The sequence below is a fragment of the Sphingomonas sp. ASV193 genome, assembly GCF_040203355.1.
Lineage (GTDB): Bacteria > Pseudomonadota > Alphaproteobacteria > Sphingomonadales > Sphingomonadaceae > Sphingomicrobium.
The window spans coordinates 127,658-153,830 of sequence record NZ_JBEHBW010000006.1; the positions used below are offsets into that span (position 1 = coordinate 127,658).

The following is a 26,173-nucleotide window of genomic DNA, read 5'->3' on the forward strand; positions in this document are numbered from 1 at the left end:
CGCCGCGCGTGAGGGCCTAGTTGGCGGGCTGCTTGATCCGGCGGAGATAGGGCTTCACCGTTTCCCAGCCATTCGGATATTTTTCCTTCGCCGCCTCGTCGCTGACCGACGGCGGGATGATGACGTCGTCGCCGTTCTTCCAGTTGACGGGGGTCGCGACGCCCTTGCTCTCGGTCAGCTGGACGCTGTCGAGAAGGCGAAGCACCTCGTCGAAGTTGCGGCCGGTGCTCATCGGGTAGAGCAGCATCGCGCGGATCTTCTTGTCGGGGCCGATGATGAACACGGTGCGCACTGTCGCGTTATTGGCGGCGGTGCGGCCCGCGGCGCTGTCGCCGCTGTCGGCGGGGAGCATGTTGTAGAGCTTGGCGACGTTGAGGTCGGTGTCGCCGATCACCGGATAGTCGACCTTGTTGCCGCCGACTTCCTCGATGTCGGGCAGCCAGCGGTTGTTGTCGTCGCTGCTGTCGACCGAAAGGCCGATGATCTTGGTGTTGCGCTTGGCGAATTCGTCCTTGAGGCCGGCCATGTAGCCGAGCTCGGTGGTGCACACCGGGGTGAACGCCTTGGGATGCGAGAAGAGGATCGCCCAGCTATCGCCGATCCAGTCGTGGAAGCTGATCTTGCCCTGGGTCGTGTCGGCGGTGAAATCGGGCGCGGTGCTGCCGATCGAAAGCGTCATGGTTTTCTCCTTCAGACGGCCGGCTCGAACGCCGGCTCGATGGTGGTGGGACGCGCCATCCACTCGGGCACCGGGATGCCCTTCGAGCGGAGGAAGGCGGGATTGAACAGGCGCGACTGGTAGCGGGCGGCACCGTCGCACAGCATGGTGACGATGGTGTGGCCCGGTCCCATCTCGCGCGCGAGGCGGATCGCGCCGGCGACGTTGACCCCCGACGAGTGGCCGAGCGCGAGGCCTTCCTCGTGGAGCAGGCCGAAGGTGATCGCCGCGCTTTCCGGATCCTCGATGCGATAGGCGTGGTCGGGGGCGAAGCCTTCGAGATTGGCGGTAATCCGCCCTTGGCCGATGCCTTCAGTGATCGAGCTGCCCTCGGCCTTCAGTTCGCCGCTGGTGAAATAGCTGTAGAGCGCCGCGCCGGGGACGTCGGCGAGCGCGACCTGGATCGTCGGGTTGCGCTCCTTCAGCGCCATCGCGGTGCCGACCAGCGTCCCGCCGGTGCCGACCGCGCTGACCCAGCCGTCGACCTTGCCCTCGGTTTGGTCCCAGATCTCGGGACCGGTCATGCGGATGTGGGCGTCGCGGTTGGCGACATTGTCGAACTGGTTGGCCCAGATCGCCCCGTTCGGGTTCTCGCGCGCGATCCGCTCGGCGAGCCGCCCGGCGACCTTCACATAATTGTTGGGATTGCGGTACGGGACTGCCGGGACCTCGACCAGTTCGGCCCCGAGCATCCGGAGCATGTTCTTCTTCTCGTCGGTCTGCGTCTCGGGGATGACGATCACCGTCTTCATGCCGAGCGCATTGGCGACCGTGGCGAGGCCGATGCCGGTATTGCCCGCGGTCCCGTCGACGATCGTCCCGCCGGGCTGGAGCTCACCGCGCGAGACGGCGTCCATCACGATCGACAGCGCGGCGCGGTCCTTGACCGACCCGCCGGGGTTCATGAAGTCCGCCTTGCCGAGGATCGTGCAGCCGGTCTCCTCCGACGCGCGCTTCAACTTGATCAGCGGCGTATTGCCGATCGCGGCGAGGACATCGGTTCGGACCTGCATGAGCGCCGAGTTAGGGTGCGGCGCGGCAAAGGCAAGGGCCTATGGCAGGCGCCGGTAACGAAACTGGTGCGGGGTCCGGCCCTGCCGCCGCGCCTTGGCGGCATAGCGCGTCTCGATCCAGCCCGAGGGATAGTCGAGCCACGCGCCCGGCGCGGCATTGACCCAATCGAACTGGTGCGTGTGCCGCTGCATAACCATCAGCAGCCAGTCGAGATAGGTCGGGTCGTCGGTCGCGACACGAAACTCGCCGCCGGGCTTGAGCTTCGCCGCGAACAGGTCGACCGGGCCGTCGTTCATCATCCGCCGCTTGGCATGGCGCGCCTTGGGCCAGGGGTCGGGGTGGAGCAGGTAAAGCATGGTCAGCGCGCCGTCGGGAACGCGCTTGAGCACCTCGACCGCGTCGCCGAGGTGAAGCCGGACGTTGGCGAGCCGCTGGTCGCGGACATGGGTCAGGGCCTGCGCCATCCCGTTGAGGAAGGGTTCGCAGCCGATGAAGCCATGGTCGGGCAACAGGTCGGCGCGGTAGGCAAGATGCTCGCCGCCGCCGAACCCGATCTCGAAATGCAGCGGCCGATCCTCGCCGAACAGCCGTGCGGCGGTGATCGCACCATCTTCGGGCACCGCGATCGCCGGCAACAGCGTCTCGACGAGTCCGGCCTGTCCGGCGCGCAGCTTGTGGCTGCTCGACCGGCCGTAAAGCCGGTTGAGGGTCAGCGGGTCGCCGGGTTTGTGCGCGCTCATCCCCGCGCCGCTAGGCGGCGGGCGCGGCGAGTTCAACCCGTCGTGTCCAAGCGGGAGGCGACGTTCACCTTTGACTAACCGCGCGATGGGAAACTGGCGAAGAATGTCCGAGACGCGGATCCTGTTCGCGTTGATCCCGGCCACGTTCGCCCTGTTCGCGACCGCGTTGCTGGTCGTGGCGCTGTCGGATCGACGCTTGGTGGCTGCCCGGTGGGGGGCGGCGACCTTTGCCATGGCCGCGATCGGCGTGAGTCTCGATTCGCTCCGCCCGCCGGGATCGAACTGGTCGCTGTTCGCGGTCCATGTCGCGGTGGTCGCATGTTTCGCCAAGGCGCTCGCCGCGCGGTTCGGGCAGCCGTTCCCGCGCGCCGCCGGGGCCATGCTGGCGGCGGCGGCAGTCATGCCGACACTGGCCCGGATCGTGGGCGCGCCCCTCGACCTGCGCCACCTGCTGTTTCACGCGGCGATGAGCGGCGCGGTGGCGATGCTGCTCGGCAATTGCTGGCACTGGGGTCAGCGGCGGCGGGTCGACCGGCTGCTGGCCGGCGGGCTGGCCGCGATCCTGTCGACCTACCTGTTCCGCCTCTTCTGGCTGGCGCTGTTCCCGCTCGGCGACTCGCTCGCCGCGCAGCCCGACTTTTTCGCGATTTCCACGAACATCCTGTTTCACGCGCTGATCGGGTTGAGCGGGGCGATCGCCGCGCTGCTGCTGCTAATGATCGTCGGGGCGGACCTGATGTCGTGGCAGGTCGAGCGCGCGCGGATCGACGCACTGACGCGGGTCGGCAACCGGCATGCGCTGGCCGACGCGATCAGCGACGACCGCTCGGGCGCGTGGCGGTGCGGCGGGGTCGTCTCGCTCGACCTCGATCATTTCAAGGCGGTCAACGACCTATACGGCCACGCGATCGGCGACCGCTTGCTGCAGGAGGTGGGCGAGGCGCTTCGCGCCGCGATCGGCGGGGCGGGCCGGCTATGCCGAACCGGGGGCGAGGAATTCGTCCTGCTAGTCGACGAAAACGATCGCGCGCGGCTCGCGGAGCTTGCGCGCGCAGCGTGCGAGACGGTCGCGGCGATCTGCCTCGACGACGAGGCGGCGTCGCTCAAGCCGACCGCGAGCGTCGGCTATCACCCGCGCTTCGAACGCGATTCGATTAACGACGCGATGCGCCGCGCCGATCTCGCCATGTACCGCGCGAAGGCCGCGGGCCGGAACCGGGTCGCGACGCTGCGCGACCCCGGCGACGCGCGTTACGCCAGCGCGTCCTGAAGTTCGTCGACCAGGTCGGTCTTTTCCCACGGGAACAGCTTGCCCTCGGGCTTGCGGCCGAAGTGGCCGTAGGCGGCGGTCGGCTGATAGATCGGCTGGTTGAGGTCAAGCGCGGTGCGGATCCCGCGCGGGGTCAGCCCGCCGAGCTTCTCGATCCGCCCGATGGCGAGCTCGATCGCGTCGTCGCCGACGCTGCCGGTGCCATGGGTATCGACGTAGAGCGACAGCGGTTCCGACACGCCGATCGCGTAGGCGAGCTGGATCGTGCACCGCTTGGCAAGGCCCGCGGCGACGATGTTCTTGGCAAGGTAGCGCGCGGCATAGGCCGCCGAGCGGTCGACCTTGGTCGGGTCCTTGCCGCTGAACGCGCCGCCGCCATGCGGGGCCGCCCCGCCATAGGTGTCGACGATGATCTTGCGCCCGGTCAGCCCGGTGTCGCCGTCGGGGCCGCCGATCTCGAAGCTGCCGGTCGGGTTGATGTGATAGACGGTGTTGTCGGTCAGCAGCTCGGCCGGGAGCACCCGCTCGATCACGCCCTTCACATAGGCCTTGAGCTCGGCTTCCTTGTCGCCCGCGTCATAGCCCTTGGCATGCTGGGTCGACACGACGATCGCGGTCGCCTCGACCGGCACGCCGTCCTGGAAGCGCAGCGTCACCTGGCTCTTGGCGTCGGGCTCGAGGAACGGCGCCGCGCCCGAATGGCGGTCGGCGGCCATCGCCTCGAGGATCTTGTGGCTGTAGTCGAGCGTCGCCGGCATCAGGTCGGGGGTTTCGTCGCAGGCGAAGCCGAACATGATGCCCTGGTCGCCCGCGCCCTCGTCCTTGTTGCCCGCCGCGTCGACGCCCTGCGCGATGTGCGCCGATTGCGGGTGGAGGTTGTTCTCGAAGGCAAAGCTGTCCCAGTGGAAGCCGGCCTGTTCGTAGCCGATCTTCTTGACCGTGTGGCGGACCGCCTGCTCGATTTCCTGTTCGACGCCCTCGGCCCAGTGGCCATCGGTGTCCATGATCCCCTGCCCACGGATTTCGCCGGCGATCACCACCTTCTGCGTCGTGCACAGCGTCTCGCACGCCACGCGCGCCTCTGGATCCTTCGACAGGAACAGGTCGACGATCGCGTCGCTGATCTGATCGCTGACCTTGTCGGGATGGCCTTCGGAGACCGATTCGGACGTGAAGAGATAGGAAGTGCGCATGGAAGTGCCTGAAATCCTTCGAGGTTCTAGGATATAAACGATTGCTTATGTCGCGCTGTAGCGGCGGCGCCCGTGAAGCGCAATCGCGGCGAGGAGCAGCGCCATTGCGGCGAGGATCGGGACGAGGTTGCCGAGCGTCGCGAACAGCGTCGGCCCGCGCGGGGCGGGCAGCGTCGCGTCGATCACACCGGCGGTCTTCCACGGAAGCGAGCTCAGGAGCGCGCCGTCGGCGTCGACCAGCGCGCTGATCCCGGTCGGGGTGGCGCGGATCACCGGCAGCCCCTCCTCGACCGCGCGGAGCCGCGCCTGTGCGAGATGCTGCGGCGGGCCCCAGCGGCCGAACCAGGCGTCGTTCGAAGGATTGAACAGGAAATCGGGGCGGTTGGCGCGGTCGACCACCTCGCCCGAGAAGATCATCTCGTAGCAGATCTGGAGCCCGACCTTGGTCCCGCCGGGCAGCGTCAGCGTCTGCGGCCCGGGACCGGCGGCGAAGTCGAGATCGCCGGGCGCGAGCCGACTGATCCCGAGCGTGCTCAACAGCGGGCGCATCGGGAGATATTCGCCGTAGGGAACGAGGTGCGCCTTGTCGTAGCGACCGAGGACGTTGCCGAGCGGACCGAGCACGAACACGCGGTTCGCCGCGCCGGTGACGTTGACGCCGTCGGAAGAATTGAGCGCCTCGCTGCCCGCCAGAAGCAGTTGGTCCGCGCCGAGGCCGGACGTCGCCGCGAGGCGGTCGCCGACGACGTTCCACTTGGCCGCCGGACGCTGGTCGTCGAGCGGATAGGTGACGGCGGATTCGGGCCAGAACAGCAGGCGCGGCGTCGTGCGCCCGCCGACCGACATGTCGACCAGCGCGTCGAGGTGCGCCTTCGCCGCGTCCGGCGACCACCGCTGGTCCTGGCCGATGTTGGGCTGGACGATGCGGATCGGGAGGGACGGGCGGTCGAGGAGCACGGGCACGGCGAGATCGGCGGCGACGAGCAGGACGATGGCCCCCGCGACGATACCCGCGCCGGGCTTCCATTCGCGTTTCGCCAGCAGCCACGCCGCGCCGCCGATCAGGACAAGCAGCCCCGAGAGGCCGTAGGTGCCGATCAGCCGGGTCGTGTCGCGAAGCGGGATGTCGACCAGCGCGACCCCGACCGGGTTCCACGAAAAGCCGGTGAACATCGTCGCTCGGAGCCACTCGGTCAGCGCCCAGCCGCCGCCGAGCGCGAGCACCAGCGACAGGCGGCTGCCGCCGAAGCGCTTGGCGAGGCCCGTCGCGAGCATCGGGTAGACTGCGAGGTAGAGCGACAGCAGCACCACCGCGAGCCATCCGAGCCACGGCGGCATCTTGGCCTGGAAGGTGAAGGCGGTCGCGATCCAGTTGAGCCCGACGCAGAATTGGCCGAGCCCGAATAGCCAGCCGACGAGTAGGGCCGAGCGCATCCTCGGCGCTCGCCAAACAAGGTCTGCGAGCAAAGCGAAGGCGGGCGGCATCAGCGGCCACATGCCAAAGGGCTGAAAGGCGAAGGCGCTGATGGCGCCGAAGATCAGCGCGGCGAGGAAAATCATGCGCCCGGCCTTAGACGCGACTTCGGCCGCGCGCTACGTCGCCGCGCCGGCTATTTCGCCGCACTCAGGCGCCATACCTTGTTGCCGACATCGTCGGCGACCAGCAGGCTGCCGTCCTTCGCGACCGCGAGCCCGACCGGGCGCCCGTAGGCGCTGTTGTCGACGCGGAAGCCGGTCAGCACCGGGATCGGCTTGGCGGCGGGATCGGGATTGGCGCCCTTGAACGGCACGAACACGACCTGGTAGCCGCTCCAAGGCTTGCGATTCCAGCTGCCATGCTCGCTGATGAAGACGCCGCTGCGATAGGGCCCGAGGCTGCCGAACACCATGCCGAGCGGGGCGACGTGACTGCCCAGCGCATAGTCGGGGGCGATCGCCTTCGCGACCATCGCCGGGTTGGCCGGCTTGACGCGCTCGTCGACATGACCACCGTAATAGCTCCACGGCCAGCCGTAGAAGGCGCCTTGCTTCACCGAGGTCAGGTAGTCGGGGACGAGGTCGTTGCCGAGCTCGTCGCGCTCGTTCGCGACCGCCCACAGCGCGCCGCCGACCGGGTTGAACTCGAGCGCGGTCGGGTTGCGGATGCCGCTGGCAAAAATCTTGTATTGGCCGGTCGCGGCGTCGATCTGCCACACCGCGGCGCGGCCGACCTCCATCGCCATGCCGTTCTCGCCGATGTTCGAATTCGACCCGACGCCGACGAAATAATAGCGGCCGTCGGGGCTGACCGTCAGCGACTTGGTCCAGTGGTGGTTGTAGCCCGAAGGCAGCTCGGTGATCAGCCGCGGCTTGCCGGTGATCCTGGTGTCGCCAAGCTTGTAGGGCAACGCGATCAGCGAGTTGGCGTTGGCGATGATCAGTTCGCCGTTGCGATACGCCATACCGAACGGGCTGTAGAGATACTGGCCGAGCAGATCGATCTTCTGGTCGGCGATGCCGTCGCCGTTGGTATCGCGCAGCAACATGATCCGGTCGGGGCTGCCCGAATGCGAGCCGGCCTTTTTCATCAAAATGTTCTGAATCGTGCCCTTGACCGTTCCGCCGGTCTTGTCGGTTCCCGGCGCGTCGGTCAGCGCGACCAGCACGTCGCCGTTGGGAAGCACCAGCAGCGAGCGCGGATGGTCGAGCGGCCCCGCGAATTCCTCGACCTTGAGCCCGGCGGCGGCGGTCGGCATCTTGCCCTGCGGCCAGCCGTCGGCGTTGGCGACGTTGACCGTCGGCAGCAGGTTCTTCTGCGGCGCTTCGAGCACGGGGTTCGGTCCCTGCGTCTGCGAAAAGTCGAACGGGGCGGGGGCGGGCTTGCTGTTGCAGGCAGCAAGCGCGACGAGCGGAAGGGCGAGGAGGAGCGTGCGCATGGCGGGGTAACGCCGCGCGCGCCGCTTCGGGTTCAATCGCCGGTGACGATCTCCGGTTCAGGCGCATGGAGCCGAAGGCGGCGCATCGCCTTGCCGTCGGCCTCGACGCTTTCGATGCGCCATCCCGACGGGTGGGCAATGCTCTCGCCCGGGGCCATGATCCGCCCGGCGAGCAGGAAGGCGAGCCCGCCGATCGTGTCGACCTCGTCGTCCTCGGCGACCAGCCGGGCGTCGACGTCGCGCGCCACCTCGTCGAGCTCGGTCCGCGCGTCGGCCTCCCACAGCCCGTCGTCGAGCAGCTTCAGCCCCGCGGCCTCTTCCTCGTCATGCTCGTCCTCGATCTCGCCGACGATCTCCTCGACCACGTCCTCGATCGTCACGAGCCCCTCAGTGCCGCCGAATTCGTCGATGACGATGGCAAGGTGGACCCGCTCGGTCCGCATCCGCGCCAGCAAGTCGAGCACGCCCATGCTCTCGGGCACGAACAGCGGCTGGCGGACGATTTCGGCCACGGTCGGGCTGAAGTCGTTCTCGAAATAGGCGTTGAAGACGTCCTTGATGTGAACCATGCCGACGATCTCGTCGAGGCTTTCGCCAGTCAGCGGCAGGCGGCTGTGCCCCGCCTCGGCGAAGGCCTTGGCGAGCTGTTCCATGCTGCTGCTGCTGGCAGGCGCGGCCATGATCTCGCCGCGCGTGACGCAGATCTCGCCCGCGGTGCGGTCGCCGAAGTGGAGCAGGTTGCGAAGCATCTGCCGTTCGAGCGGGGAGAGGTCGCCCTTCTTCGGCCGGTCGTCCTCGGCGTCGTCGATCGCTTCCTCGATCTGGTCGCGAAGCGTCGCGCCATGTTCGTCGCCGAACAATAGCGAGCGCATCCCGCGCCACAGCCGCGAGCCGCCGTCGTCGTCGTGCCGGGTCGCCATCAGCGCGCCTCCCCGGCGTAGGGGTCGGCGATGCCGAGCCGGGCGAGCGCGCGGGTCTCGCGCGCCTCCATGTCGGCGGCTTCCTCGTCGTCGTGATGGTCGTAGCCAAGCAGGTGGAGCGTGCCGTGGGCGATCAGGTGGGCGGCATGGTCGGCAACCGCGATGCCCTTGTCGGCGGCCTCGGCCTCGCACACGCCGCGCGCGAGGATGATGTCGCCGAGCATCGGCGGGGTCATCGGCGCGGCGAGCTCGGCGGCATCGGCCATCGGGAAGCTCAACACGTTGGTCGGCTTGTCCTTGTCGCGCCACTCGGCGTTCAGCGCGCGAACTTCCTCGTCGTCGCCGAGGCGGATCGAGATTTCGGTCGGGGCCTCGCCGGTGGCGAACTGCGGAAAGGCGGACTCGGCGACCGCCGCCGCCGCGGCGCGGCGGGCGAGATCGTCCCAGTCGGTGCTACTGTCCCACTCCGGATCGGCGTCCAGGATGATGTCGAGCGTCACCGGCCCGGCCCCTCGTAGGCCTCGACGATCCGCCCGACCAGCGGGTGGCGGACGACGTCGGCGGCGGAAAAGCGGACCATGGACAGCTTGGGAATCCCATCGAGCTTGGTGACCGCGTCGGCCAGCCCGCTCTCGACCCCGCGTGGAAGGTCGGTCTGGTTGGGGTCGCCGCACACCACCATCCGGCTGTTCATGCCGAAGCGAGTGAGGAACATCTTCATCTGCTGCGGGGTCGTGTTCTGCGCCTCGTCGAGGATGATGAATGCGTCGCTCAAGGTCCGGCCGCGCATGAAGGCGATTGGCGCGATCTCAATCTCGCCGCTGGCGATCCGCCGCTCGACCTGCTCGGTCGGCAGCATGTCGTAGAGCGCGTCGTAGAGCGGGCGAAGGTAGGGATCGACCTTTTCTTTCATGTCGCCGGGAAGGAAGCCCAGCCGCTCGCCCGCCTCGACCGCGGGGCGCGACAGGATCAGCCGGTCGACCTGCCCGCCGATCAGCATCGACACCGCTTGCGCGACCGCCAGATAGGTCTTGCCGGTGCCCGCCGGGCCGAGCGCGAAGATCATGTCGTCGCGGGCCAGCGCCTCCATGTAGCGGGTCTGGATCGGCGAGCGCGGGACGATCGTCTTCTTGCGCGTACGGATCATCACCTTGGGCGGGCTGGCGACCTCGTTGTGGATGATCCCGTCGAGCGCGGGCTGGTCGGCCATGCCCAGAAGCGCGGTGACCGCGGCGGCATCGACGTCGTCGCCTTGGTCGAGCCGGTTGTAGAGCCCGACGAGCACGTCGCGGGCGCGAGCGGCGGCCTCGGCCTCGCCGTCGATCATCACCTTGTTGCCGCGCGCGGCAATGTGCACGCCGAGCCGGTCCTCGATCATCACGAGGTGGCGGTCGTAATCGCCGAACAGCGGGCCGAGCAGGTAGGGCTGGTCGAATTCGAGTTCGAGCCGGGCGCGGTCGGCAGTGTCGACCGCGTGGAGGTCGGGACGCTTGGCCATCAGGCGTTGCCGCCCATGACGGTCAGTGATTTTCGCATTCGCCCCGTTCGACTCCCTGTCGTTGCACCGGCCAAGATAGGGGCGCGGCGGCGCGGCGCAAGCGGACTTTGACGGGGGCGGGGCGGGCGGCCTAGGCAGGCGTCATGTCCCGCGCCCAGCCCGCCACCGCGCTCTCGCTCGCCTTCGCCGACCTGTGGCGGCCGGCGATGCTCGGCATCCTGGCGCGGGTGCTGCTGATCACGCTGGCGGTCTTCGCGGTCATCTTCGTCGTCGCGGCGTGGGCGCTCACCGGGGTCGATCCGTGCGACTGGCTAGGCGGCGAATGCCCGCTCGACCCGTGGAGCGGGGGCGTGGCGTCGCTCGCGGCGACGGTGCTGCTCGGCTGGTTCCTGTTTCCCGGGGTCGCGATCGGCGTGGCGAGCGGGATGGGCGACCGGATCAGCGCCGCCGTGGAAGCGATCCACTATCCCGACGCCGCAGTCCGCGCCCGGCCGCTCAGCCTCGGGCGCGGGATGAGCCTCGCGCTTCGCTCGGGCGGGCGACTAATGCTCTACAACCTGATCGCGCTGCCGGTCGCGCTGCTGCTGCTGGTCACCGGCGTCGGCCCGTTCATCCTGTTCGCGCTGGTCAACGGCCTGTCGCTCGGGCGCGATTTCGGCGAGCTCGCGGCGGGACGTTTCATGGCGGGGCGCGAGCTGCGCGACTGGCTGCGCGCCAATCGCTGGGCGCTTCGCGCGGTGGGGCTCGCGATCGGCGGGCTGCTGCTGGTGCCGATCGTCAATCTCGTCGCCCCGCTGCTCGGCGCGGCGGCGGCAGTGCATCTCTACCAGCGCAGTGTCCGCGCCTAGGCGAGCACCCCGCCGAGCGAATTGGGCAGCGCCTGCTCGACCCTTACCGTCACCATCTCGCCGATTCCCGCGCCGGTCTCGGCGAAGACGCTCTGGAGCCAGGGCGACTTGCCGATCATCTGCCCGTCCTTGCGGCCCTTGCGGTCGATCAGCACCGGCACGGTCTTGCCTACCGTCGCGCGGTTGAAGGCGAGGCTCTGCGCCGCGATCACCGCCTGGAGCCGCTGAAGCCGCTCGTCCATCACCTCGGGCGCGACCTGCCCGTCCATCGTCGCGGCGGGGGTGCCGGGGCGGGGCGAATATTTGAAGCTGTAGGCCGAGGCATAGCCGACCGCCTCGACGATCTTGAGCGTTTCCTCGAAGTCGGCGTCGGTCTCGTTGGGAAAGCCGACGATGAAGTCGCCGCTGATCGCGATGTCGGGGCGCGCCGCGCGGACCTGCTCGATCGTGCGAAGATAGCTTTCGGCGGTATGGCTGCGGTTCATCGCCTTGAGGATCGGGTCGCTGCCCGACTGCACCGGCAGGTGAAGGAAGGGCATCAACTTTTCCACTTCGCCATGCGCGGTAATCAGCGCGTCCTGCATGTCGGCGGGGTGGCTGGTGGTGTAGCGGATCCGCTCGAGCCCATCGATCCTGGCGATCGCGCGGATGAGGACGTCGAGCCCGCCAGCATAGGCGTTGACGTTCTGCCCGAGCAGCGTGATCTCGCGCGCCCCGCTGTCGACCAGCGCCTCGGCCTCGGCGACGATGTCGGCGAACGGTCGGCTGATCTCGGCGCCGCGCGTGTAGGGGACGACGCAATAGGTGCAGAATTTGTCGCACCCTTCCTGAACCGTCAGAAAGGCGCTCGGCCCGACCCGGCGGCGGGCGGGGAGGGCGTCGAACTTCGAAATCGCCGGCATGTCAGTGTCGACCGGACGCGCGCCCCCCGCCGCCTCCGCGACCATGTCGGGCAGGCGGTGGTAGGCCTGCGGGCCGACGACCAGGTCGATCAGCCCCGAGCGAGCCTTTGCCTCCGCCCCCTCGGCCTGCGCGACGCAGCCGGCCAGCGCGACCATCGGCTTGCTGCCGTCCTCGCGGCGCAGGCGACCGACGTCGCTATAGGCCTTTTCGGCCGCTTTTTCGCGAATGTGGCAGGTGTTTAGCACGACCAGCTCGGCATCCTCGCCCTCGGCCGCCGCGCGCATCCCCTGCGCGCCGAGCAGCTCGGCCATCCGCTCGCCGTCATAGACGTTCATCTGGCAGCCGAAGGATTTGACTCGAAAGGTTTTTGGAAGCGCGGTCATGGTGCGCGCGCCCTTAGCCCGATCAGCCGGGAAGCGCGAGGGCCTTGCCGATCGCCGCGCGCGCCGCCGCCGCCAGCGCCTTGCGATCGTCGCCGGGGACGATCGGTTCGAGCAGGCGGACGCGGACCGCGATCGTCCCGCGCCGCCCGAGCACGCGCATGACATTCGCCATCCCCGGCTCGGCCCCGTGCCAGGCGATCTCGTCCCTCGCCGCGCCATAGTCGATCGCGACCGGGCGAACGACGTCCGCGGGCGCGGGGGGCGCGACGGCGGACAACAGGGTCGGGTTGAACGGCAGCAGGTGGCGGCCGTCGGTGGTCGTTCCCTCAGGGAAGATCGCCAGCGCCTGCGGCCGGTCGAGCGCCGCGCGCACCCGCGCGATCTGCCCCTTGGCGTCGCGCCGCTCGGCGCGCTCGACATAGAGCGTCGCATTCTGGTCGGCGAGCCAGCCGACCAGCGGGGTCGAGCGAATTTCCGCCTTCGACACGAAAGCGCAGCCGAGGCCGCCGAGGATCAAGATGTCGAGCCAGCTGGTGTGGTTGGCGACCACGAGCTGGTGCCGACCGAGCGGCGCGCCGTCGGTATCGACCCGCAGGCCCATCACCCGCCCGGCGCGGCGGAGGAAGCGGGTCGGCCAACGCGAGCGGCCGGTCGTCCACTTGGTTAGCAGGTGCGGGCCGACGTAAAGCGCGAGCAGCCCCGCCAACGCGGCGATCCGCGCCCAGGCCCGCCAGCGAACGGAAACCCCCACGCGCGGCTCAGCGGTCGCGGTTAACGGCGACGCCGTACAGCTCCATGCGATGATCGACGAGGCGGAAGCCGAGCTTCTCGGCGATCCGCCGCTGGAGCTCTTCCAGCTCGTCGTCGACGAACTCGATCACCTTGCCGGTCTCGACGTCGATCAAATGGTCATGGTGCGCGTCCGACGCGGCTTCGTAGCGGCTGCGGCCATCGCCGAACTCGTGCCGCTCGAGGATCCCCGCCTCCTCGAACAGGCGGACGGTTCGATAGACGGTCGCGATCGATATGTTCGGGTCGACCGCGGCGGCGCGGGCGTGGAGCGTCTCGACGTCGGGATGGTCCTCGCTGTCGCCGAGCACCTTGGCGATCGTCCGGCGCTGGTCGGTAATGCGCAGCCCCTTGTCGGCGCAGAGTTGCTCGATGTCGATCGTCCGGTGGCTCATGCCGGCAACGATAGTAAGCCGATCGGCGAAGCACAACGGGAGCGAGGCGGTGGCGAAGCCGGCTCGTCGCCCCTAGGATGCGTTGATGGACCGACCCCGCAACATCGTCATCCTGACCGGCGCCGGGATCAGCGCCGAAAGCGGGATCCGTACCTTCCGCGCCGCCGATGGGCTGTGGGAAGACCACCGGGTCGAGGACGTCGCGACGCCCGAGGCCTATGTCCGCGATCCCGGCCTCGTCCACCGCTTCTACGATGCGCGGCGCGCGCGGCTGGGCGAGGTCGAACCGAACGCGGCGCATGCGGCGTTGGCGCGGCTCGACGCCCAATGGCCGGGCGAGCTGCTGATCGTCACCCAGAACGTCGACGATCTCCACGAGCGCGCCGGGGCGAAGCGGCTGCTCCACATGCACGGCGAACTGAACAGCGGCTGGTGCCTCGCCTGCGACGAGCGGTTCTCCTGGGACGGGCCGATGGGGCCCGGCGCGGCCTGCCCGGCGTGCGCCAAGGTCGGCTCGGTCCGCCCCGACATCGTCTGGTTCGGCGAGATGCCCTACGAAATGGAGCGGATCGAGGCGGCGCTCCGCGACGCCGAACTGTTCGTGTCGATCGGGACGTCGGGCGCGGTCTACCCGGCGGCGGGGTTTGTCCAGACCGCCAAATATGTCGGCGCGCGAACGCTCGAGATCAACCTCGAGCCGAGCCAGGGAAGCCTGCTCTTCGACGAGCGGCGGTATGGGAGGGCAACGGTCGAAGTCCCGCGCTGGGTCGACGCGATGCTCGCCTCGAAATAGCTTGCTCCGCCGCTCCCCCGCGCGCAGGTTGATTCGCAGGGGGAGCGATGGCCGACATATTCAAAGGGCCGCCGCACGGCTGGTCCGCGCTGGTTTGGGAAGTCGGCGTCGTGGTGGTCGGCGTCCTCATCGCCCTATGGGCCGGGCAGGTCCTCAGCGACTTCAACGATCGCGAAAGGCGCGAGGAAACCCGTCAGGTGCTTGGTGCTGAAATCAGGCTGGGACTTGCTCACCTCGCCAAGCGTCAACACAGCGAGGCGTGCGGGGCGCGCCGACTCGCCGAGGTCGAGCATTGGCTCGATGAGGACGCGCGCGGGGCGAAGCCGCTTCGTCCGACCCTGATCGGGCGGCCCTATGCGCCCTTGCTGGGGAAAGACCGCTTTCTATCCGAGCAATCGGCCGGCCGGCTGGTCCTGCTCTCGAACAAAGACCGTTCGCTGATCGACGAGATTTACAAATCGTTCGACGATTTCAACACGGCAAACACGCGCGAAATCTACGACTGGGCGCAACTCCGCTCGCTCGCCTCGTCGACGGCTTCGCTCGACGGCGCCGAACGGTCCCGACTTCGCGGCGCGATCCAGGATGCCCGCGCCGCCGATCTCATCATCAGACTCGATATGCTTTCCGTTGCCGGGCCGGCTGCAAAGCTCGGCCTCAAACCGGCCACCGACGAATTCCAGGACGACGTCGATGGAACCGTGTGCCTGCCGATGAACCCGTCTTCGGATCAGCTTAAGGCGCTACAAACCGCGATCGACGATATTTAGGAATGTCGGGCGTCAATCGGCCCAGTCGAGACCGATGTCCTCGTAAAGCCCGCGGTCCTCGCTCCACTTGGGGGCGACCTTGACGTGGAGGTAGAGGTGGACCTTGCGGCCGAGATGCTCGGCGATCGCCTCGCGCGCGGCGCTGCCGATCGCTTTCAGCCGCGCGCCGCCCTTGCCGACGACGATGCCTTTCTGGCTGTCGCGCTCGATCAATATCTGCTGGTGGATCGCGGCCGACCCGTCGGGGCGCTCCTCCCATTTTTCGGTAACGACCGCCGCCGAATAGGGCAGCTCCGCATGGAGCTGGAGATAGAGCTGCTCGCGGGTCAGCTCGGCCGCGACCATCCGGTCGGTCGCGTCGGTCAGCTGGTCCTCGGGAAAATGCCACGGGCCCTCGGGCATCGCCGCTGCGAGGTGCGCCTTCAAATCGGCGACCCCGTCGCCGGTCGCGGCGGAGACCATGAACACCGCCTCAGGCTTCAATCGGGCGTGGAAGTCGGTGGCGAGCGCGAGTAGCGCGTTCTTGTCGGCAAGATCGACCTTGTTGAGGACGAGGATCTTCGGCTCGCGCCGCTCGGCGAGCCCGTCGACCAGCTGCGCGACCTTGCCGCCGGTCTTCGCCGCCGAATCGATCACCACCAGCAGGCGGTCGGCATCCTCGGCGCCTTCCCATGCCGCCTTGACCATCGCCCGGTCGAGCCGGCGGCCGGGGGCGAAGATGCCCGGCGTGTCGAGCAGCAGCATCTGCGCCTCGTCCGCCAGCGCGATGCCCATCAGCCGGGCGCGCGTGGTCTGCGCCTTGGCCGACACGATCGCGACCTTCTGCCCGACCAGCGCATTGACCAGCGTCGACTTGCCCGCGTTAGGCGCGCCGAGCACCGCGACGACTCCGCAGCGGGTGGTCATGACAATTTCTCCAGCAGCGCGGCGGCGGCGGCGGTCTCGGCCTCTTGTTTCGACGCGCCCTCGGCCTCGGCCTCGCCGTGGCTCCTCAGGCTGACCCGGACGCGGAAGGTCGGGGCATGGTGCGGGCCGCTGCGCCCGACCAGTTCGTAGGCGGGGACCCCGAGGTTGCGCGCGGCGGCGAGCTCCTGAAGACCCGACTTGGGATGCACCGGGGCGCGCTTCTGCCCGTCCACGAACGGTGCCCAGTGGGTGCGCACGAAATCCTGCGCCGCGTCGTGCCCGCGATCGAGGTAGAGCGCGCCGAGCAGCGCCTCGACCACGTCGCCGACGACATTGTCGCTGAGGCTGGCATTGTCCTCGCGCGCCTGCCGGCCGAGCCGGATCATCGGCGGCAGGCCGAGCGCGCGGCCGACCTCGGCGCAGGTCTCGCGATCGACCAGCGCATTGTAGCGGCGGCTCATCTTGCCTTCTTCCTCGTCGGGGAAGCGCTCGTAAAGCAGCCGGGCGATCGCCAGCCCGAGCACCCGGTCGCCGAGAAACTCGAGCCGCTCGTAGCTTTCGCGCGCCGCGCTGCCGTGGGTCAGCGCGCGGCGGTAGGGGGCGGGGTCGGCGGGAAGCGCGCCGAACAGGCGGGCGAGGAAGGCGGCCTCGTCGCTCAACTGTTGTAGCTGCCGCCGATGCGGTTGGCGCGAAGCGCGCTGAACCAGCTGATCGGGTTGAACCAGCTCGACGAGCCGTCGGTCGACCAGAAACGGATCGTCGCCTTGCCGATCAGATTGTCTTCGGGGACGAAGCCCAGCCCCCCCTCGGCGACCGGAACGCGGCTGTCGGCGCTGTCGTCGCGATCGTCGCCCATCATGAACAGGTGACCCGCGGGGACGGTGACCTCGGCGAAATTGTCGGTCGGCGAGACGTCCGAGCTGTTGAGCGTCAGGTAGCTGACCCCGTTGGGCAGCGTCTCGCGGTAGGCGGGAACCTTGCACGCGGCGGTCCCGTCGGGATTGAGCGTGGGGACCGACAGTTCGCCGGGGACGCACGGGCTGTTCGGGCTGACCGGAAGCGCGACCGGGGCGAGGGCCTCGCGCTTCAGCGGCTGGCCGTTGAGGAAGACCGCGCCGTTGACCACCGCGATGCGGTCGCCGGGGAGGCCGATCGCGCGCTTCACCCAGTCGGCGCCGTTGGGCCCGCGAAACACGATGATGTCGCCGCGGGTCGGCGTCCGGGCGAAGAGGCGGCCGCTGATCGGGGGGAAATCGAACAGGAAGCTGTATTTCGAATAGCCGTAGTTCCACTTGGTCACGAACAGATAGTCGCCGATCCACATGTTGGGCAGCATCGAGCCCGAGGGGATCGAGAAAGGCGCGACGACGAGGCAGCGCAGGATCCAGGCGAACAGCGCGACCTGGAGCCAGCCGCGCCAGCCGTCCTTTTTCTTCGCGGGCGGCTCGGCGGTCGTCGCGGGCGCGGGGGTGGTGGCGTCGTTCATCGCGCCGGGCTGTGGGCGAGGGGCGGCGGGGCGTCAAGCCGGGTGGCGAATCGGATGCCGGCTGCGCTAGAGCGCCCGACATGCAGACCCCCGACCTCGCCGCCGACTGGAAGACGATCGATTCGCTTCCCCGTCCCACCCTTGCCGAGCTGTTCGCCGGCGACGAGGGGCGGGTCGGCAAGCTGACCCGCGACGTCGCCGGAATCCACTTCGACTGGTCGAAGACCCACCTCGACGAGGCTGGCCTGGCGGCGTTCGAGGCGATGGCGAAGAAGGCCGACTACAATGCCCGCCGCGCCGCGCTGTTCGCGGGCGAGGTGGTCAACCCGAGCGAGGACCGCCCAGCCACCCATGTCGCCGAGCGCGGCGAGGGCGCGGCGCACGACAACGACCTCGCGCGGCGGCGGCACCGACGGATGCGCGAGTTCATCGACGCGGTCGAGGGCGGGGCGTTCGGCGAGATCGAATCGGTGCTCCACATCGGCATCGGCGGCTCGGCGCTGGGCCCGGACCTGATGATCGACGCGCTCGGGCGCGAGTCCGACCGGTTCGAGGTCAGGGTGCTGTCGAACATCGACGGCGAGGGGTTCGACGCGGCGGTCGCCGGGCTCGACCCGAAGCGGACGCTGGTGGTCGCGGTCAGCAAGACCTTCACCACCACCGAGACGATCACCAACCTCGAGACCGCGATCGAGTGGATGGTCGAGGGCGGGGTGGAGGATGCCTACGGCCGGCTCGTCGCCTGCACCGCCGCGCCCGACAAGGCGGTCGAATTCGGGATCGACGAGACCCGCGTACTCCCGTTCGGCGAGGGCGTCGGCGGGCGCTATTCGCTGTGGTCGTCGGTCGGGCTGTCGATCGCGATGGCGCTCGGCTGGGCGGCATTCGAGGAAATGCTCGAGGGCGCGGCGGAAATGGATCGCCATGTCCGCAAGGCCGAGGGCGAGGCGAATATCGCGCTGCTCGCGGCGTTCGCCGACCAATATTATGTGATGGTCCGCCACTGCGAGACGCGCGCGCTATTCGCCTACGACGAGCGGCTTCGGCTGCTGCCGTCCTACCTCCAGCAGCTGGAGATGGAATCGAACGGCAAGTCGGCCTCGATCGACAACCGGCCGCTCGGTCGTCCCTCGGCGCCGATCACCTGGGGCGGGACCGGGACCGACGCGCAGCACGCGGTGTTCCAGCTGCTCCACCAGGGCACACACCTCGTGCCGGTCGAATTCATCGCGGTGATCGAGCAGTCGGACAGCGTCGACGAGCGTCATCACCAGATGCTGCTCGGCAACGCGCTGGCGCAGGGCGCGGCGCTGATGGCGGGGCGGCACAGCGACGATGCAGCGCGCAATTATCCGGGCGACCGGCCGTCGACGACGATCCTTCTCCCCCGCCTCGAGCCGCGGCACCTGGGCGCGCTGATCGCCTTCTACGAGCATCGCACCTTCGCCAACGCGGTGATCATGGGCAACAACCCGTTCGACCAGTTCGGGGTCGAGCTGGGCAAGGAAATGGCCAAGTCGCTCGACGATCCCGAAGGGCGCGAAAAGCTCGACGCGTCGACCAAGGCGCTGCTCGAAAAGGCGGGGCTATGAGCGACTATGACCTGTTCGTGATCGGCGCGGGCTCCGGCGGGGTACGCGCGGCGCGGATCGCCGCGAGCCACGGCGCACGGGTCGCGGTGGCCGAGGAGTTTCGCGTCGGCGGCACCTGCGTCATCCGCGGATGCGTCCCCAAGAAGCTGCTCGTCTACGGCGCGCACTTCGCCGAGGACCTCAATGACGCGGCGATGTTCGGCTGGGATGTGCCCGAAAAGCGGTTCGATTGGGCGGTGCTGCGCGACAATGTCGCCGCCGAGGTCGATCGGCTCGAGGGCGCCTACGGCCAGACGCTCAGCACCCACAAGGTCGAGCTGATCCACGAGCGCGCGACGATCGCCTCGCCGACTTCGGTGCGGTTGGCGAGCGGGCGCGAAGTGTCGGCGGACAAGATCCTCGTCGCGACCGGCGCGCGGCCATTCGTTCCCGACCTGCCCGGCGCCGAGCATGCAATCACCTCGAACGAGGTGTTCGGCCTCGAAAGCCTGCCGCGGCGGATCGTGATCGCGGGCGGCGGTTATATCGCCAACGAGTTCGCGGGGATCTTCAACGAGTTCGGCAGCAAGGTCACGCTGGTCAACCGCACCGACGTGCTGCTTCGCGGCTATGACGAGCAGCTGCGCGACCGGCTGGTCCAGATCTCGCTGACCAAGGGCATCGATTTCCGGTTCAATTCGCAATTCTCGTCGATCGAGCGGCAAGCCGACGGCTCGCTGCTGGCGAAGATGGACGGGTGCGACGACCTCGCCACCGACGCGATCCTGTTCGCCGTCGGGCGCAAGCCCAATGTCGACGGGCTCGGGCTCGCCGAGGTCGGGGTCGCCTTGGGCGAGCGCGGCGAGATCAAGGTCGACACCCAGAGCCGGACCAGCGTGCCGAGCATCTTCGCGGTCGGCGACGTGACCGACCGGATCCAGCTCACGCCCGTCGCAATCCGCGAGGGTCACGCCTTCGCCGACAGCGAGTTCGGCGGCAAGCCGTGGACGGTCGATTATGACTGCGTGCCCCACGCGGTCTTCTCGCATCCCCCGCTCGCCGGGGTGGGGATGACCGAGGGGCAGGCGCGCAACACGCTGGGCGAGGTCAAGATCTTCACCTCCGACTTCCGGCCGATGAAGAATGTGCTGGCGGGGCGCAACGAGCGCTCGCTCTACAAGCTGGTGGTCGACGGGGCGACCGACGAGGTGGTCGGAATCCACATGATCGGCCCCGACGCGCCCGAAATCCTCCAGGCGGCGGCGGTGGCGGTGAAGGCGCGGCTCAAGAAGGCCGACTTCGACCGCACCGTCGCGCTCCACCCGAGCATGGCCGAAGAACTGGTGCTGATGCGATGAGCGAACAGGACGCGGTCATTATCGGCGGCGGCCACAACGGGCTGACCTGCGCCTATTATCTCGCGAAAAAGGGGATGAAGGTCACCGTGCTCGAGGCGGCCGACAAGGTCGGCGGGGCGGCGGTGACCGATGAATTCCATCCCGGTTTCCGCAACTCGGCGGCGAGCTACACCGTCTCGCTGCTCCAGCCGCAGGTGATCCGCGATCTCCAGCTCGAACGCCACGGATTGAAGGTCGTCCTTCGCAAGGTCGACAATTTCCTTCCCGGGCCGGGAAAGAGCTACCTGCTCGGCGGGCGCGACGGGCTGACCCGCTCGGAACTGGCGCGGCACCATCCCGCCGACGGCGCGGCCTACGACCGCTACAATGCCGATCTCGACATCGTCGTCCGGCTGGTGCGCAAGTGGCTGCTCCGCGCGCCGCCGCAGTCGGGGGCGGGGCTGCGCGGGCTGCCGGTGCTGGCGAGCCTCGGCAAGGACCTGATCGGGCTCGGCAGGGACGAGGTCCGCACCGTTCACGACTTCGCGACCAAGAGCGCGGGCGACATTCTCGACCGCTATTTCGAGGGCGAGATGGCCAAGGCGCTGTTCGCGTTCGACGGCATCGTCGGCAATTTCGCCTCGCCCTACACGCCGGGCACCGCCTACGTCCTGCTCCACCACTTGTTCGGCGAGGCGGCGGGCGTGCCGGGCGCGTGGGGCCATGCGATCGGGGGGATGGGCGCGATCACCCAGGCGATGGCCAAGGCGTGCCGCGAGGCCGGGGTCGACATCGTCCTCAATTCGCCGGTGAGCGAGGTGCTGGTCGAGAAGGGCCGCGCGGTCGGGGTTGTCGCGGGCGGCAAGGCGTGGCGGGCCAAGCAGGTGATCGCCAACGTCAACCCGCGGCTGCTGTTCACCAGGCTGGTGCCGGGCGGCGCGGTCGAACCGCGCACCGCCGACCATTTCGCGCGCTGGGGGTGCGAGAGCGCGACCTTCCGGATGAACGTCGCGCTCGACAAGCTGCCGAGCTTCACGTCGCTGCCGGGGCGCGGGGATCACCTCACCGCCGGGATCATCATCGCCCCGTCGATGGCCTATATGGAGGCCGCCTATGCCGACGCGCTCGCCAACGGCTGGGCGCGAAAGCCGGTGGTCGAAATGCTGATCCCGACCACGCTCGACCCGAGCCTTGCCCCCAAGGGCAGGCAGGTCGCGAGCCTGTTCTGCCAGCATTTCCGCTACAAGCTCCCCGACGGGCGAAGCTGGGACGACGAGCGCGAGGCGGCGGCCGACGCGGTGATCGCCACCGTCGACGCGGTCGCGCCGGGGTTCGCCAAGTCGGTCATCGCGCGCCAGATCCACTCGCCGCTCGACCTCGAGCGGCGGTTCGGTCTGATCGGCGGCGACATCTTCCACGGCAAGATGGGGTCGGACCAGCTGTTCAGCGCGCGGCCGATGATCGGTGCGGCCGACTACCGGATGCCGCTGCCCGGGCTCTACCTGTGCGGGTCGGGGGCGCATCCGGGCGGCGGGGTGACCGGCGCGCCGGGGCATAACGCGGCCAAGGCGGTGCTCGCCGACCGGCGCTGGCGGCGCGCGGGGTGATGAGGCCGCTCGAAGGCATTCGCGTGCTCGACCTTTCGCGCGTGCTCGCGGGACCGTGGGCGACGCAGTTGCTCGCCGACCTCGGCGCCGAGGTGATCAAGGTCGAAAAGCCCGGCGCGGGTGACGATACGCGCCATTGGGGCCCGCCGTGGTGGGGCGAGGGCGACGAGCGGGTCGCGGCCTATTTCCTCGCCGCCAATCGCGGCAAGCGATCGGTCGCGATCGATTTCGGGACGGAAGCGGGCGCCGCGCTGGTGCGGCGGATGGCGGCCGACGCCGACGTGCTGGTCGAGAATTTCAAGGTTGGCGGGCTCGCCAGGTTCGGGCTCGACGCGGCAAGCCTGCGCGCCGCCAACCCGCGCCTCGTCTACGCCTCGATCACCGGTTTCGGGCAGGACGGGCCCTACGCTGCGCGCGCGGGCTACGACTATATCATCCAGGCGATGGGCGGGCTGATGAGCCTGACCGGGCTGCCCGACGGCGAGCCGGGGGGCGGGCCGATGCGCGCGGGCGTCGCGGTCGCCGACCTGTTCACCGGCATGTACGCCGCCAACGCGATCCAGGCGGCGCTGATCCGGCGCGCGCGGACCGGGGAGGGGGCGACGATCGACCTCGCGCTGTTCGACGTGCAGCTGGCGATGCTGGCGAATCAGGCGTCCAACGCGCTGGTGGCGGGGCAAGACCCCGGGCGGCAGGGGGCGGGGCATCCCAACATCGTGCCCTACCAGCCGTTCGCGGCGGCCGACCAGTCGATCATCATCGCGGTCGGCAACGATCGCCAGTTCCGCAAGTTCGCGGCGATCCTCGGCCGCCCCGAATGGGCCGACGATCCCAAGTTCGCCACCAATGCGGCGCGGGTTGCGGCGCGCGGCGAGCTTGTCCCGATGATCGAGACGGTGGTCGCGACCCAGCCGGCGGCGCATTGGCTCGACCGGCTCGAGGCCGCGGGCGTGCCGGCGGGGCCGATCAACGGCGTGACGCAGGCGCTGGCCGACCCGCAGGCGGTGCATCGCGGAATGAAGCGCGAGGTCGGCGGGGTGCCGTTGGTCGGCTCGCCGCTGCGGATCGACGGCGCGCGGCAGGACGCGCCGACCCCGCCCCCAGCGCTCGGGGCGGACGGCGATTTGCTCGGCGAATGGTGCGATCCCGACGAACTCGCGCGGCTGCGCGCGGCGGGGGTCGTCGGCTAGGCCTCGACCTCGCTGTCGCCGTACTTGCTCTTGATGAAGCGGCCCTGCGTGTCGAACGCGGCGACGTCCCCCGCGGCGATCTGGTCGCACACGTCGCCGAGCGCCTCGCGCCCCGCATGGAGCGCTTCGGCCAGCCGCTGGTCGACCGACGCATCGCCGCCGTCGCCGACTGCGCGGCGCTCGGCGGGGACGCGCAGGTAACGGTCGATCAGCCCGGGCAAATGGGTGCCCATCAGCCGCCGCGCGTCCTGCGCCGACGGATCGAGCGGGGGCAGCCGGTCCATCGCCGGCTTGAGCGCGGGAAGTCGGGCGAGGATCGCGTCGACCTCGGCCTGCGCCGGGGCGGGAAGCGCGTGGCGGACGCGGAACAGGTAGCTGTCGAATTCGTCGATCAGCCGCGCGTTGCTGAGCTCGGGCGTCAACGTCGGGGCGGGGGGCGCCTTGGCCTTGCCGAGACCGAGGATGGTGCTGCCCGCGACCACGCCGGCCATCGCCAGCGCGGCGAGCACGAACAGGAAGAAGCCGATCATCCCGATCGGCTTGATCAGCCCGATCACGAGCATCAGCCCGGCAAGAACGAGGAGCCCGGTCGCGATCCGCTTCAACCCCGTGCCAAGCCCGGCGTTGAGCCGCTGCCGCTCGCGCCGCGCCGCGTCGCGCACCGAGCCGTCGCGCTGGTCGAGCTGGCGCATTACCGCGTCGGCGCGCGCGATCCGTCCGTCGACCTTGGCGCGGCTTCTGCCCGCGTCGTCGAACGCGGCATTGGCGTTGTCGAAGATCCGGCCGAGTTCAGTGGGGTTCATTTGGCCTCGATCGCCTCGAACGGCGAGGCGTGCGATTCGAGCCGCGCCTGCGCGACGCCCTCGGCGCGGGCGATATAGCCCTTCGACTTCTCGACCTCGTTGCCGAGCGTCGTCACGGTCTGCTTCATGTTGGTCAGCGCGGCGAGCTTGAACGCGTCGATCTGGTCCATCGTGTCATAGATGTTCTGGAACGCGCGCTGCAGCGTCTCGAGCGGGATGGTGGAAGAAGCCGCCTGCTCGTGGATCGCGCCCGACTGCTGCTTAAGGAGCGCGCCAGTGGTGTCGATCATGCTCGCGGTGGTGGTGTTGAGCGCGTTGACCTGCTCAAGCACCAGCTTCTGGTTCGACATCGCCTGCGCCACCGTGACCGCGGTGCGAAGCGCGGCGACAGTGGTGGTCGAGGCGCGGTCGACCCCCTTCACCAGCTCGACATTGTTCTTCTTGACGAGGTCGAGCGCGAGATAGCCCTGCACCGTCACCGCCATCTGGGTAAGCAGGTCGGTGGTCCGCTGGCGGGTGTAGAACAGCGCGGTCTCGCGGATCGCCTTGGCCTTGGCCGGGTCAGTCGCGTCGAGTTCGTTCGCCTTGTCCTCGAGCTTCGCGTCGAGCGTCTTGGAGATGTGGATCATCTGCTCGAGCTTGTGCATCGTCTTCCACAGGTTCGCGCGCTCGGTATCGATCGCGGCATTGTCCATCAACAGCTCGTCCTTGCCGTTGCCGAGCCGCTGGAGGATCGCCGAGATGTGGGTCTGGCTGCTGCGATACTTGTCGAAGTAGTTGTTGATCTTGCTTCCGAAGGGGATGATCCCAAGGAATTTGCGGCCGGTCATCCCCTTGCCTGCTTCCTTGGGATCGAGGCTCTCGACCGTGCGGCGAAGCTCGGTCAGGTCGGCGCCGATGCCGGTGTCGCTGTCGATCGCCTTCACCGGCCGGTCGAGGAAGCGATTCGACGCGCCCGCGGCCTCGGCGATTTCCTTGCGCCCCATCGCCGGCAGCAGGTCGACCTTCTTGCCGAACTCGGGGCTGTTGCTGTCGAGCGCGGCGAGCTCGTCGACGAAGCCGGCGACCTTGGCGTCGAGCTGGCTGGTCTCGGCATCCTTCAGCGGCACGAGCCCCGCCGCCTCGTGGATCGCGACCGGCTGGAGCGCCTCGGGCGGCTCGAGCTTGATGCGGGTCGCGGTCGCGGTGGCAACGGGGGCGGTCGGCGTGTCGTCGGCCATGATCATGCTCCAAGAGATACTTCGACTGTATTATAGGTCTAAGACGCCCCTTCGCAAGGGCGGGATGCTTAAGCCGTCTTAACCAAGCCTCTGAACGCTTCGCTCACCTTGAAGCGGCTATTGCGCCGAATTGACCCCTATGGCCAACCGAGGTTTTTCGATGATCCGCTTCCTGAGGCGACTGTTCAACGACCCGCGCGGCAACGTGTTGGTGATCGCGGCGGCCTGCCTGCCGCTGATCGTCGGCGCCGCGGGCCTGGCCACCGACACGATCCAGTGGACGATGTGGAAAAGACAGCTTCAGCGCGCGGCCGACTCGGCGGCGATCGCGGGTGTCTACGACCGCATCGCCAATGCCGGGGCGACGACCAACGTCTCGAATGCGGTCAACCGCGACCTCACGCTCAACAACCATGTGTGGATGGCGCTGAAGAGCGGCTATCCGACCTTCAGCTATCCGGCGAACAGCGGCGTGTCCGCCAACCAGGTGAGCGTCACGCTCGCGATCCAGCAGCCGCTGACCTTCAGCTCGATCTTCCTCACCAGCGCGCCGACGATCACCGCCAGCGCGACCGCGGCGGGCGTCGGGCTCGGCGATCCTTGCGTGCTCGCGCTCAGCACGACCGACAAGAATGCGGTCAACTTCAGCGGCAACGCGACGATCAACATGCCCGAATGCCCGGTGTTCAGCGACTCGGCGAACGCCAACTCTGCGGTGGCGCAGGGGAGCTCGAACGTGACCGCCAAGTCGATCGGCGGCGTCGGCGGCATCCAGCAGTCGAACAACTTTCACGTGACCGCCTACTATCCCTATTCGACCGCGATCCAGGATCCCTACGCGGGGGTCGACGTCGATCCCAGCGACATGAAGTGCGCGACCGGGAGCGCGGCGACGCTTGACGAC

26 protein-coding genes are annotated in these 26,173 nt (G+C 68.8%); 9 read left to right on the forward strand and 17 right to left on the reverse strand.

What is annotated here, in order from left to right; translation table 11 throughout:
- Nucleotides 1–16: 16 nt before the first annotated feature.
- Genes ABDK56_RS11735 through trmB form a run of 3 tightly spaced genes read right to left on the reverse strand, consistent with a single transcriptional unit; the run spans nt 17 to nt 2,472 of the window.
- Nucleotides 17–679: a peroxiredoxin gene (locus tag ABDK56_RS11735; RefSeq protein WP_349808461.1), complete on the reverse strand. Its 663-nt coding sequence runs from the start codon at nt 677–679 to the stop codon at nt 17–19.
- Nucleotides 680–690: 11 nt separating this feature from the next.
- Nucleotides 691–1,731 carry a cysteine synthase A gene (locus ABDK56_RS11740; RefSeq protein ID WP_349808462.1) on the reverse strand — a complete coding sequence of 347 codons (1,041 nt, stop codon included), beginning with the start codon at nt 1,729–1,731 and terminating at the stop codon, nt 691–693.
- Between the two features lie 39 nt (nt 1,732–1,770).
- Entirely contained in the window at nt 1,771–2,472 is a 702-nt protein-coding gene (trmB, locus tag ABDK56_RS11745; RefSeq protein ID WP_349808463.1) for a tRNA (guanine(46)-N(7))-methyltransferase TrmB, read from the reverse strand.
- Nucleotides 2,473–2,575: 103 nt separating this feature from the next.
- Here trmB and ABDK56_RS11750 point away from each other — a divergent pair, with 103 nt between their 5' ends.
- Complete coding sequence (locus tag ABDK56_RS11750) at nt 2,576–3,742, forward strand: GGDEF domain-containing protein (protein WP_349808464.1); 1,167 nt, start codon at nt 2,576–2,578, stop codon at nt 3,740–3,742.
- Here the strand turns inward: ABDK56_RS11750 and metK are convergent.
- From metK to ABDK56_RS11780, 6 genes are read right to left on the reverse strand one after another with little or no spacing between them, the layout of a single operon-like run.
- Nucleotides 3,724–4,935 (reverse strand): methionine adenosyltransferase, encoded by a 1,212-nt coding sequence (gene metK / locus ABDK56_RS11755; RefSeq protein WP_349808465.1) that lies wholly within the window; start codon nt 4,933–4,935, stop codon nt 3,724–3,726. The genes ABDK56_RS11750 and metK overlap by 19 nt on opposite strands.
- A 45-nt stretch (nt 4,936–4,980) precedes the next feature.
- On the reverse strand, nt 4,981–6,495 hold the full coding sequence (gene lnt / locus ABDK56_RS11760) for an apolipoprotein N-acyltransferase (RefSeq protein ID WP_349808466.1): 1,515 nt from the start codon (nt 6,493–6,495) through the stop codon (nt 4,981–4,983).
- A 50-nt stretch (nt 6,496–6,545) separates the two neighbouring features.
- Nucleotides 6,546–7,850 carry a PQQ-dependent sugar dehydrogenase gene (locus tag ABDK56_RS11765; protein ID WP_349808467.1) on the reverse strand — a complete coding sequence of 435 codons (1,305 nt, stop codon included), beginning with the start codon at nt 7,848–7,850 and terminating at the stop codon, nt 6,546–6,548.
- 32 nt (nt 7,851–7,882) lie between these two features.
- Nucleotides 7,883–8,770 carry a hemolysin family protein gene (locus ABDK56_RS11770; protein WP_349808468.1) on the reverse strand — a complete coding sequence of 296 codons (888 nt, stop codon included), beginning with the start codon at nt 8,768–8,770 and terminating at the stop codon, nt 7,883–7,885.
- Complete coding sequence (gene ybeY, locus ABDK56_RS11775; RefSeq protein ID WP_349808469.1) at nt 8,770–9,270, reverse strand: rRNA maturation RNase YbeY; 501 nt, start codon at nt 9,268–9,270, stop codon at nt 8,770–8,772. The genes ABDK56_RS11770 and ybeY overlap by 1 nt, the downstream gene beginning before the upstream one ends.
- Nucleotides 9,267–10,268, reverse strand: coding sequence for a PhoH family protein (locus ABDK56_RS11780; protein ID WP_349808470.1), 1,002 nt, complete (start codon nt 10,266–10,268; stop codon nt 9,267–9,269). The genes ybeY and ABDK56_RS11780 overlap by 4 nt, the downstream gene beginning before the upstream one ends.
- 143 nt (nt 10,269–10,411) lie before the next feature.
- Here ABDK56_RS11780 and ABDK56_RS11785 point away from each other — a divergent pair, with 143 nt between their 5' ends.
- A complete protein-coding gene (locus ABDK56_RS11785) occupies nt 10,412–11,116 on the forward strand; it encodes an EI24 domain-containing protein (protein ID WP_349808471.1) in 705 nt (234 codons plus the stop codon).
- On the opposite strand, the gene miaB is transcribed toward ABDK56_RS11785, so the two are convergent.
- The 3 genes from miaB to ABDK56_RS11800 are packed head-to-tail and all read right to left on the reverse strand — an operon-like array spanning nt 11,113 to nt 13,586.
- Nucleotides 11,113–12,402: a tRNA (N6-isopentenyl adenosine(37)-C2)-methylthiotransferase MiaB gene (miaB, locus tag ABDK56_RS11790; protein WP_349808472.1), complete on the reverse strand. Its 1,290-nt coding sequence runs from the start codon at nt 12,400–12,402 to the stop codon at nt 11,113–11,115. The genes ABDK56_RS11785 and miaB overlap by 4 nt on opposite strands.
- Before the next feature lie 22 nt (nt 12,403–12,424).
- A complete protein-coding gene (locus ABDK56_RS11795; protein WP_349808473.1) occupies nt 12,425–13,153 on the reverse strand; it encodes a lysophospholipid acyltransferase family protein in 729 nt (242 codons plus the stop codon).
- A 7-nt stretch (nt 13,154–13,160) separates the two neighbouring features.
- Nucleotides 13,161–13,586 carry a Fur family transcriptional regulator gene (locus ABDK56_RS11800; RefSeq protein ID WP_349808474.1) on the reverse strand — a complete coding sequence of 142 codons (426 nt, stop codon included), beginning with the start codon at nt 13,584–13,586 and terminating at the stop codon, nt 13,161–13,163.
- 85 nt (nt 13,587–13,671) lie between these two features.
- On the opposite strand from ABDK56_RS11800, the gene ABDK56_RS11805 reads away from it, so the two are divergent.
- A complete protein-coding gene (locus ABDK56_RS11805; protein ID WP_349808475.1) occupies nt 13,672–14,379 on the forward strand; it encodes an NAD-dependent deacylase in 708 nt (235 codons plus the stop codon).
- 47 nt (nt 14,380–14,426) lie between these two features.
- A complete protein-coding gene (locus tag ABDK56_RS11810) occupies nt 14,427–15,149 on the forward strand; it encodes a hypothetical protein (RefSeq protein WP_349808476.1) in 723 nt (240 codons plus the stop codon).
- Between the two features lie 12 nt (nt 15,150–15,161).
- Here ABDK56_RS11810 and era read toward each other — a convergent pair whose 3' ends face one another.
- Genes era through lepB form a run of 3 tightly spaced genes read right to left on the reverse strand, consistent with a single transcriptional unit; the run spans nt 15,162 to nt 17,541 of the window.
- Entirely contained in the window at nt 15,162–16,055 is an 894-nt protein-coding gene (gene era, locus ABDK56_RS11815) for a GTPase Era (protein WP_349808477.1), read from the reverse strand.
- A complete protein-coding gene (rnc, locus tag ABDK56_RS11820) occupies nt 16,052–16,714 on the reverse strand; it encodes a ribonuclease III (RefSeq protein ID WP_349808478.1) in 663 nt (220 codons plus the stop codon). The genes era and rnc overlap by 4 nt, the downstream gene beginning before the upstream one ends.
- Nucleotides 16,711–17,541 carry a signal peptidase I gene (gene lepB, locus ABDK56_RS11825; RefSeq protein ID WP_349808479.1) on the reverse strand — a complete coding sequence of 277 codons (831 nt, stop codon included), beginning with the start codon at nt 17,539–17,541 and terminating at the stop codon, nt 16,711–16,713. Before lepB ends, rnc begins: the two co-directional genes overlap by 4 nt.
- An 80-nt stretch (nt 17,542–17,621) precedes the next feature.
- On the opposite strand from lepB, the gene pgi reads away from it, so the two are divergent.
- From pgi to ABDK56_RS11845, 4 genes are read left to right on the forward strand one after another with little or no spacing between them, the layout of a single operon-like run.
- Nucleotides 17,622–19,133, forward strand: coding sequence for a glucose-6-phosphate isomerase (pgi, locus tag ABDK56_RS11830; protein WP_349808480.1), 1,512 nt, complete (start codon nt 17,622–17,624; stop codon nt 19,131–19,133).
- Nucleotides 19,130–20,470, forward strand: a complete 1,341-nt coding sequence (gene gorA / locus ABDK56_RS11835; RefSeq protein ID WP_349808481.1) for a glutathione-disulfide reductase — start codon at nt 19,130–19,132, stop codon at nt 20,468–20,470. The genes pgi and gorA overlap by 4 nt, the downstream gene beginning before the upstream one ends.
- Nucleotides 20,467–22,056 (forward strand): phytoene desaturase family protein, encoded by a 1,590-nt coding sequence (locus tag ABDK56_RS11840; RefSeq protein ID WP_349808482.1) that lies wholly within the window; start codon nt 20,467–20,469, stop codon nt 22,054–22,056. Before gorA ends, ABDK56_RS11840 begins: the two co-directional genes overlap by 4 nt.
- Nucleotides 22,056–23,246, forward strand: a complete 1,191-nt coding sequence (locus ABDK56_RS11845) for a CaiB/BaiF CoA transferase family protein (RefSeq protein ID WP_349808483.1) — start codon at nt 22,056–22,058, stop codon at nt 23,244–23,246. Before ABDK56_RS11840 ends, ABDK56_RS11845 begins: the two co-directional genes overlap by 1 nt.
- On the opposite strand, the gene ABDK56_RS11850 is transcribed toward ABDK56_RS11845, so the two are convergent.
- Together ABDK56_RS11850 and ABDK56_RS11855 are read right to left on the reverse strand one after the other, a co-directional pair.
- Nucleotides 23,243–24,049 (reverse strand): hypothetical protein, encoded by an 807-nt coding sequence (locus tag ABDK56_RS11850; protein ID WP_349808484.1) that lies wholly within the window; start codon nt 24,047–24,049, stop codon nt 23,243–23,245. The two genes, ABDK56_RS11845 and ABDK56_RS11850, sit on opposite strands and share 4 nt — an antisense overlap.
- Nucleotides 24,046–25,269: a toxic anion resistance protein gene (locus ABDK56_RS11855; RefSeq protein ID WP_349808485.1), complete on the reverse strand. Its 1,224-nt coding sequence runs from the start codon at nt 25,267–25,269 to the stop codon at nt 24,046–24,048. Before ABDK56_RS11855 ends, ABDK56_RS11850 begins: the two co-directional genes overlap by 4 nt.
- 160 nt (nt 25,270–25,429) lie before the next feature.
- Between ABDK56_RS11855 and ABDK56_RS11860 the strand changes: the two genes are divergently transcribed.
- Nucleotides 25,430–26,173 (forward strand): pilus assembly protein TadG-related protein (locus tag ABDK56_RS11860; RefSeq protein WP_349808486.1); only part of this gene is annotated, 744 nt, incomplete at its 3' end.

What these genes read in the sequence shown, in the direction of transcription:
- ABDK56_RS11800 (WP_349808474.1), bottom strand. Translation starts at nt 13,586, where the DNA reads ATGAGCCACCGGACGATCGACATCGAGCAACTCTGCGCCGACAAGGGG.
- ABDK56_RS11855 (WP_349808485.1), bottom strand. Translation starts at nt 25,269, where the DNA reads ATGGCCGACGACACGCCGACCGCCCCCGTTGCCACCGCGACCGCGACC.
- ABDK56_RS11810 (WP_349808476.1), top strand. Translation starts at nt 14,427, where the DNA reads ATGGCCGACATATTCAAAGGGCCGCCGCACGGCTGGTCCGCGCTGGTT.
- ABDK56_RS11735 (WP_349808461.1), bottom strand. Translation starts at nt 679, where the DNA reads ATGACGCTTTCGATCGGCAGCACCGCGCCCGATTTCACCGCCGACACG.
- ABDK56_RS11805 (WP_349808475.1), top strand. Translation starts at nt 13,672, where the DNA reads ATGGACCGACCCCGCAACATCGTCATCCTGACCGGCGCCGGGATCAGC.
- pgi (WP_349808480.1), top strand. Translation starts at nt 17,622, where the DNA reads ATGCAGACCCCCGACCTCGCCGCCGACTGGAAGACGATCGATTCGCTT.
- miaB (WP_349808472.1), bottom strand. Translation starts at nt 12,402, where the DNA reads ATGACCGCGCTTCCAAAAACCTTTCGAGTCAAATCCTTCGGCTGCCAG.
- ABDK56_RS11785 (WP_349808471.1), top strand. Translation starts at nt 10,412, where the DNA reads ATGTCCCGCGCCCAGCCCGCCACCGCGCTCTCGCTCGCCTTCGCCGAC.
- lnt (WP_349808466.1), bottom strand. Translation starts at nt 6,495, where the DNA reads ATGATTTTCCTCGCCGCGCTGATCTTCGGCGCCATCAGCGCCTTCGCC.
- trmB (WP_349808463.1), bottom strand. Translation starts at nt 2,472, where the DNA reads ATGAGCGCGCACAAACCCGGCGACCCGCTGACCCTCAACCGGCTTTAC.
- lepB (WP_349808479.1), bottom strand. Translation starts at nt 17,541, where the DNA reads ATGAACGACGCCACCACCCCCGCGCCCGCGACGACCGCCGAGCCGCCC.
- metK (WP_349808465.1), bottom strand. Translation starts at nt 4,935, where the DNA reads ATGCGCACTTCCTATCTCTTCACGTCCGAATCGGTCTCCGAAGGCCAT.
- gorA (WP_349808481.1), top strand. Translation starts at nt 19,130, where the DNA reads ATGAGCGACTATGACCTGTTCGTGATCGGCGCGGGCTCCGGCGGGGTA.
- ABDK56_RS11845 (WP_349808483.1), top strand. Translation starts at nt 22,056, where the DNA reads ATGAGGCCGCTCGAAGGCATTCGCGTGCTCGACCTTTCGCGCGTGCTC.
- ABDK56_RS11765 (WP_349808467.1), bottom strand. Translation starts at nt 7,850, where the DNA reads ATGCGCACGCTCCTCCTCGCCCTTCCGCTCGTCGCGCTTGCTGCCTGC.
- ABDK56_RS11770 (WP_349808468.1), bottom strand. Translation starts at nt 8,770, where the DNA reads ATGGCGACCCGGCACGACGACGACGGCGGCTCGCGGCTGTGGCGCGGG.
- ABDK56_RS11740 (WP_349808462.1), bottom strand. Translation starts at nt 1,731, where the DNA reads ATGCAGGTCCGAACCGATGTCCTCGCCGCGATCGGCAATACGCCGCTG.
- ABDK56_RS11840 (WP_349808482.1), top strand. Translation starts at nt 20,467, where the DNA reads ATGAGCGAACAGGACGCGGTCATTATCGGCGGCGGCCACAACGGGCTG.
- ABDK56_RS11850 (WP_349808484.1), bottom strand. Translation starts at nt 24,049, where the DNA reads ATGAACCCCACTGAACTCGGCCGGATCTTCGACAACGCCAATGCCGCG.
- era (WP_349808477.1), bottom strand. Translation starts at nt 16,055, where the DNA reads ATGACCACCCGCTGCGGAGTCGTCGCGGTGCTCGGCGCGCCTAACGCG.
- ABDK56_RS11750 (WP_349808464.1), top strand. Translation starts at nt 2,576, where the DNA reads ATGTCCGAGACGCGGATCCTGTTCGCGTTGATCCCGGCCACGTTCGCC.
- ABDK56_RS11780 (WP_349808470.1), bottom strand. Translation starts at nt 10,268, where the DNA reads ATGGCCAAGCGTCCCGACCTCCACGCGGTCGACACTGCCGACCGCGCC.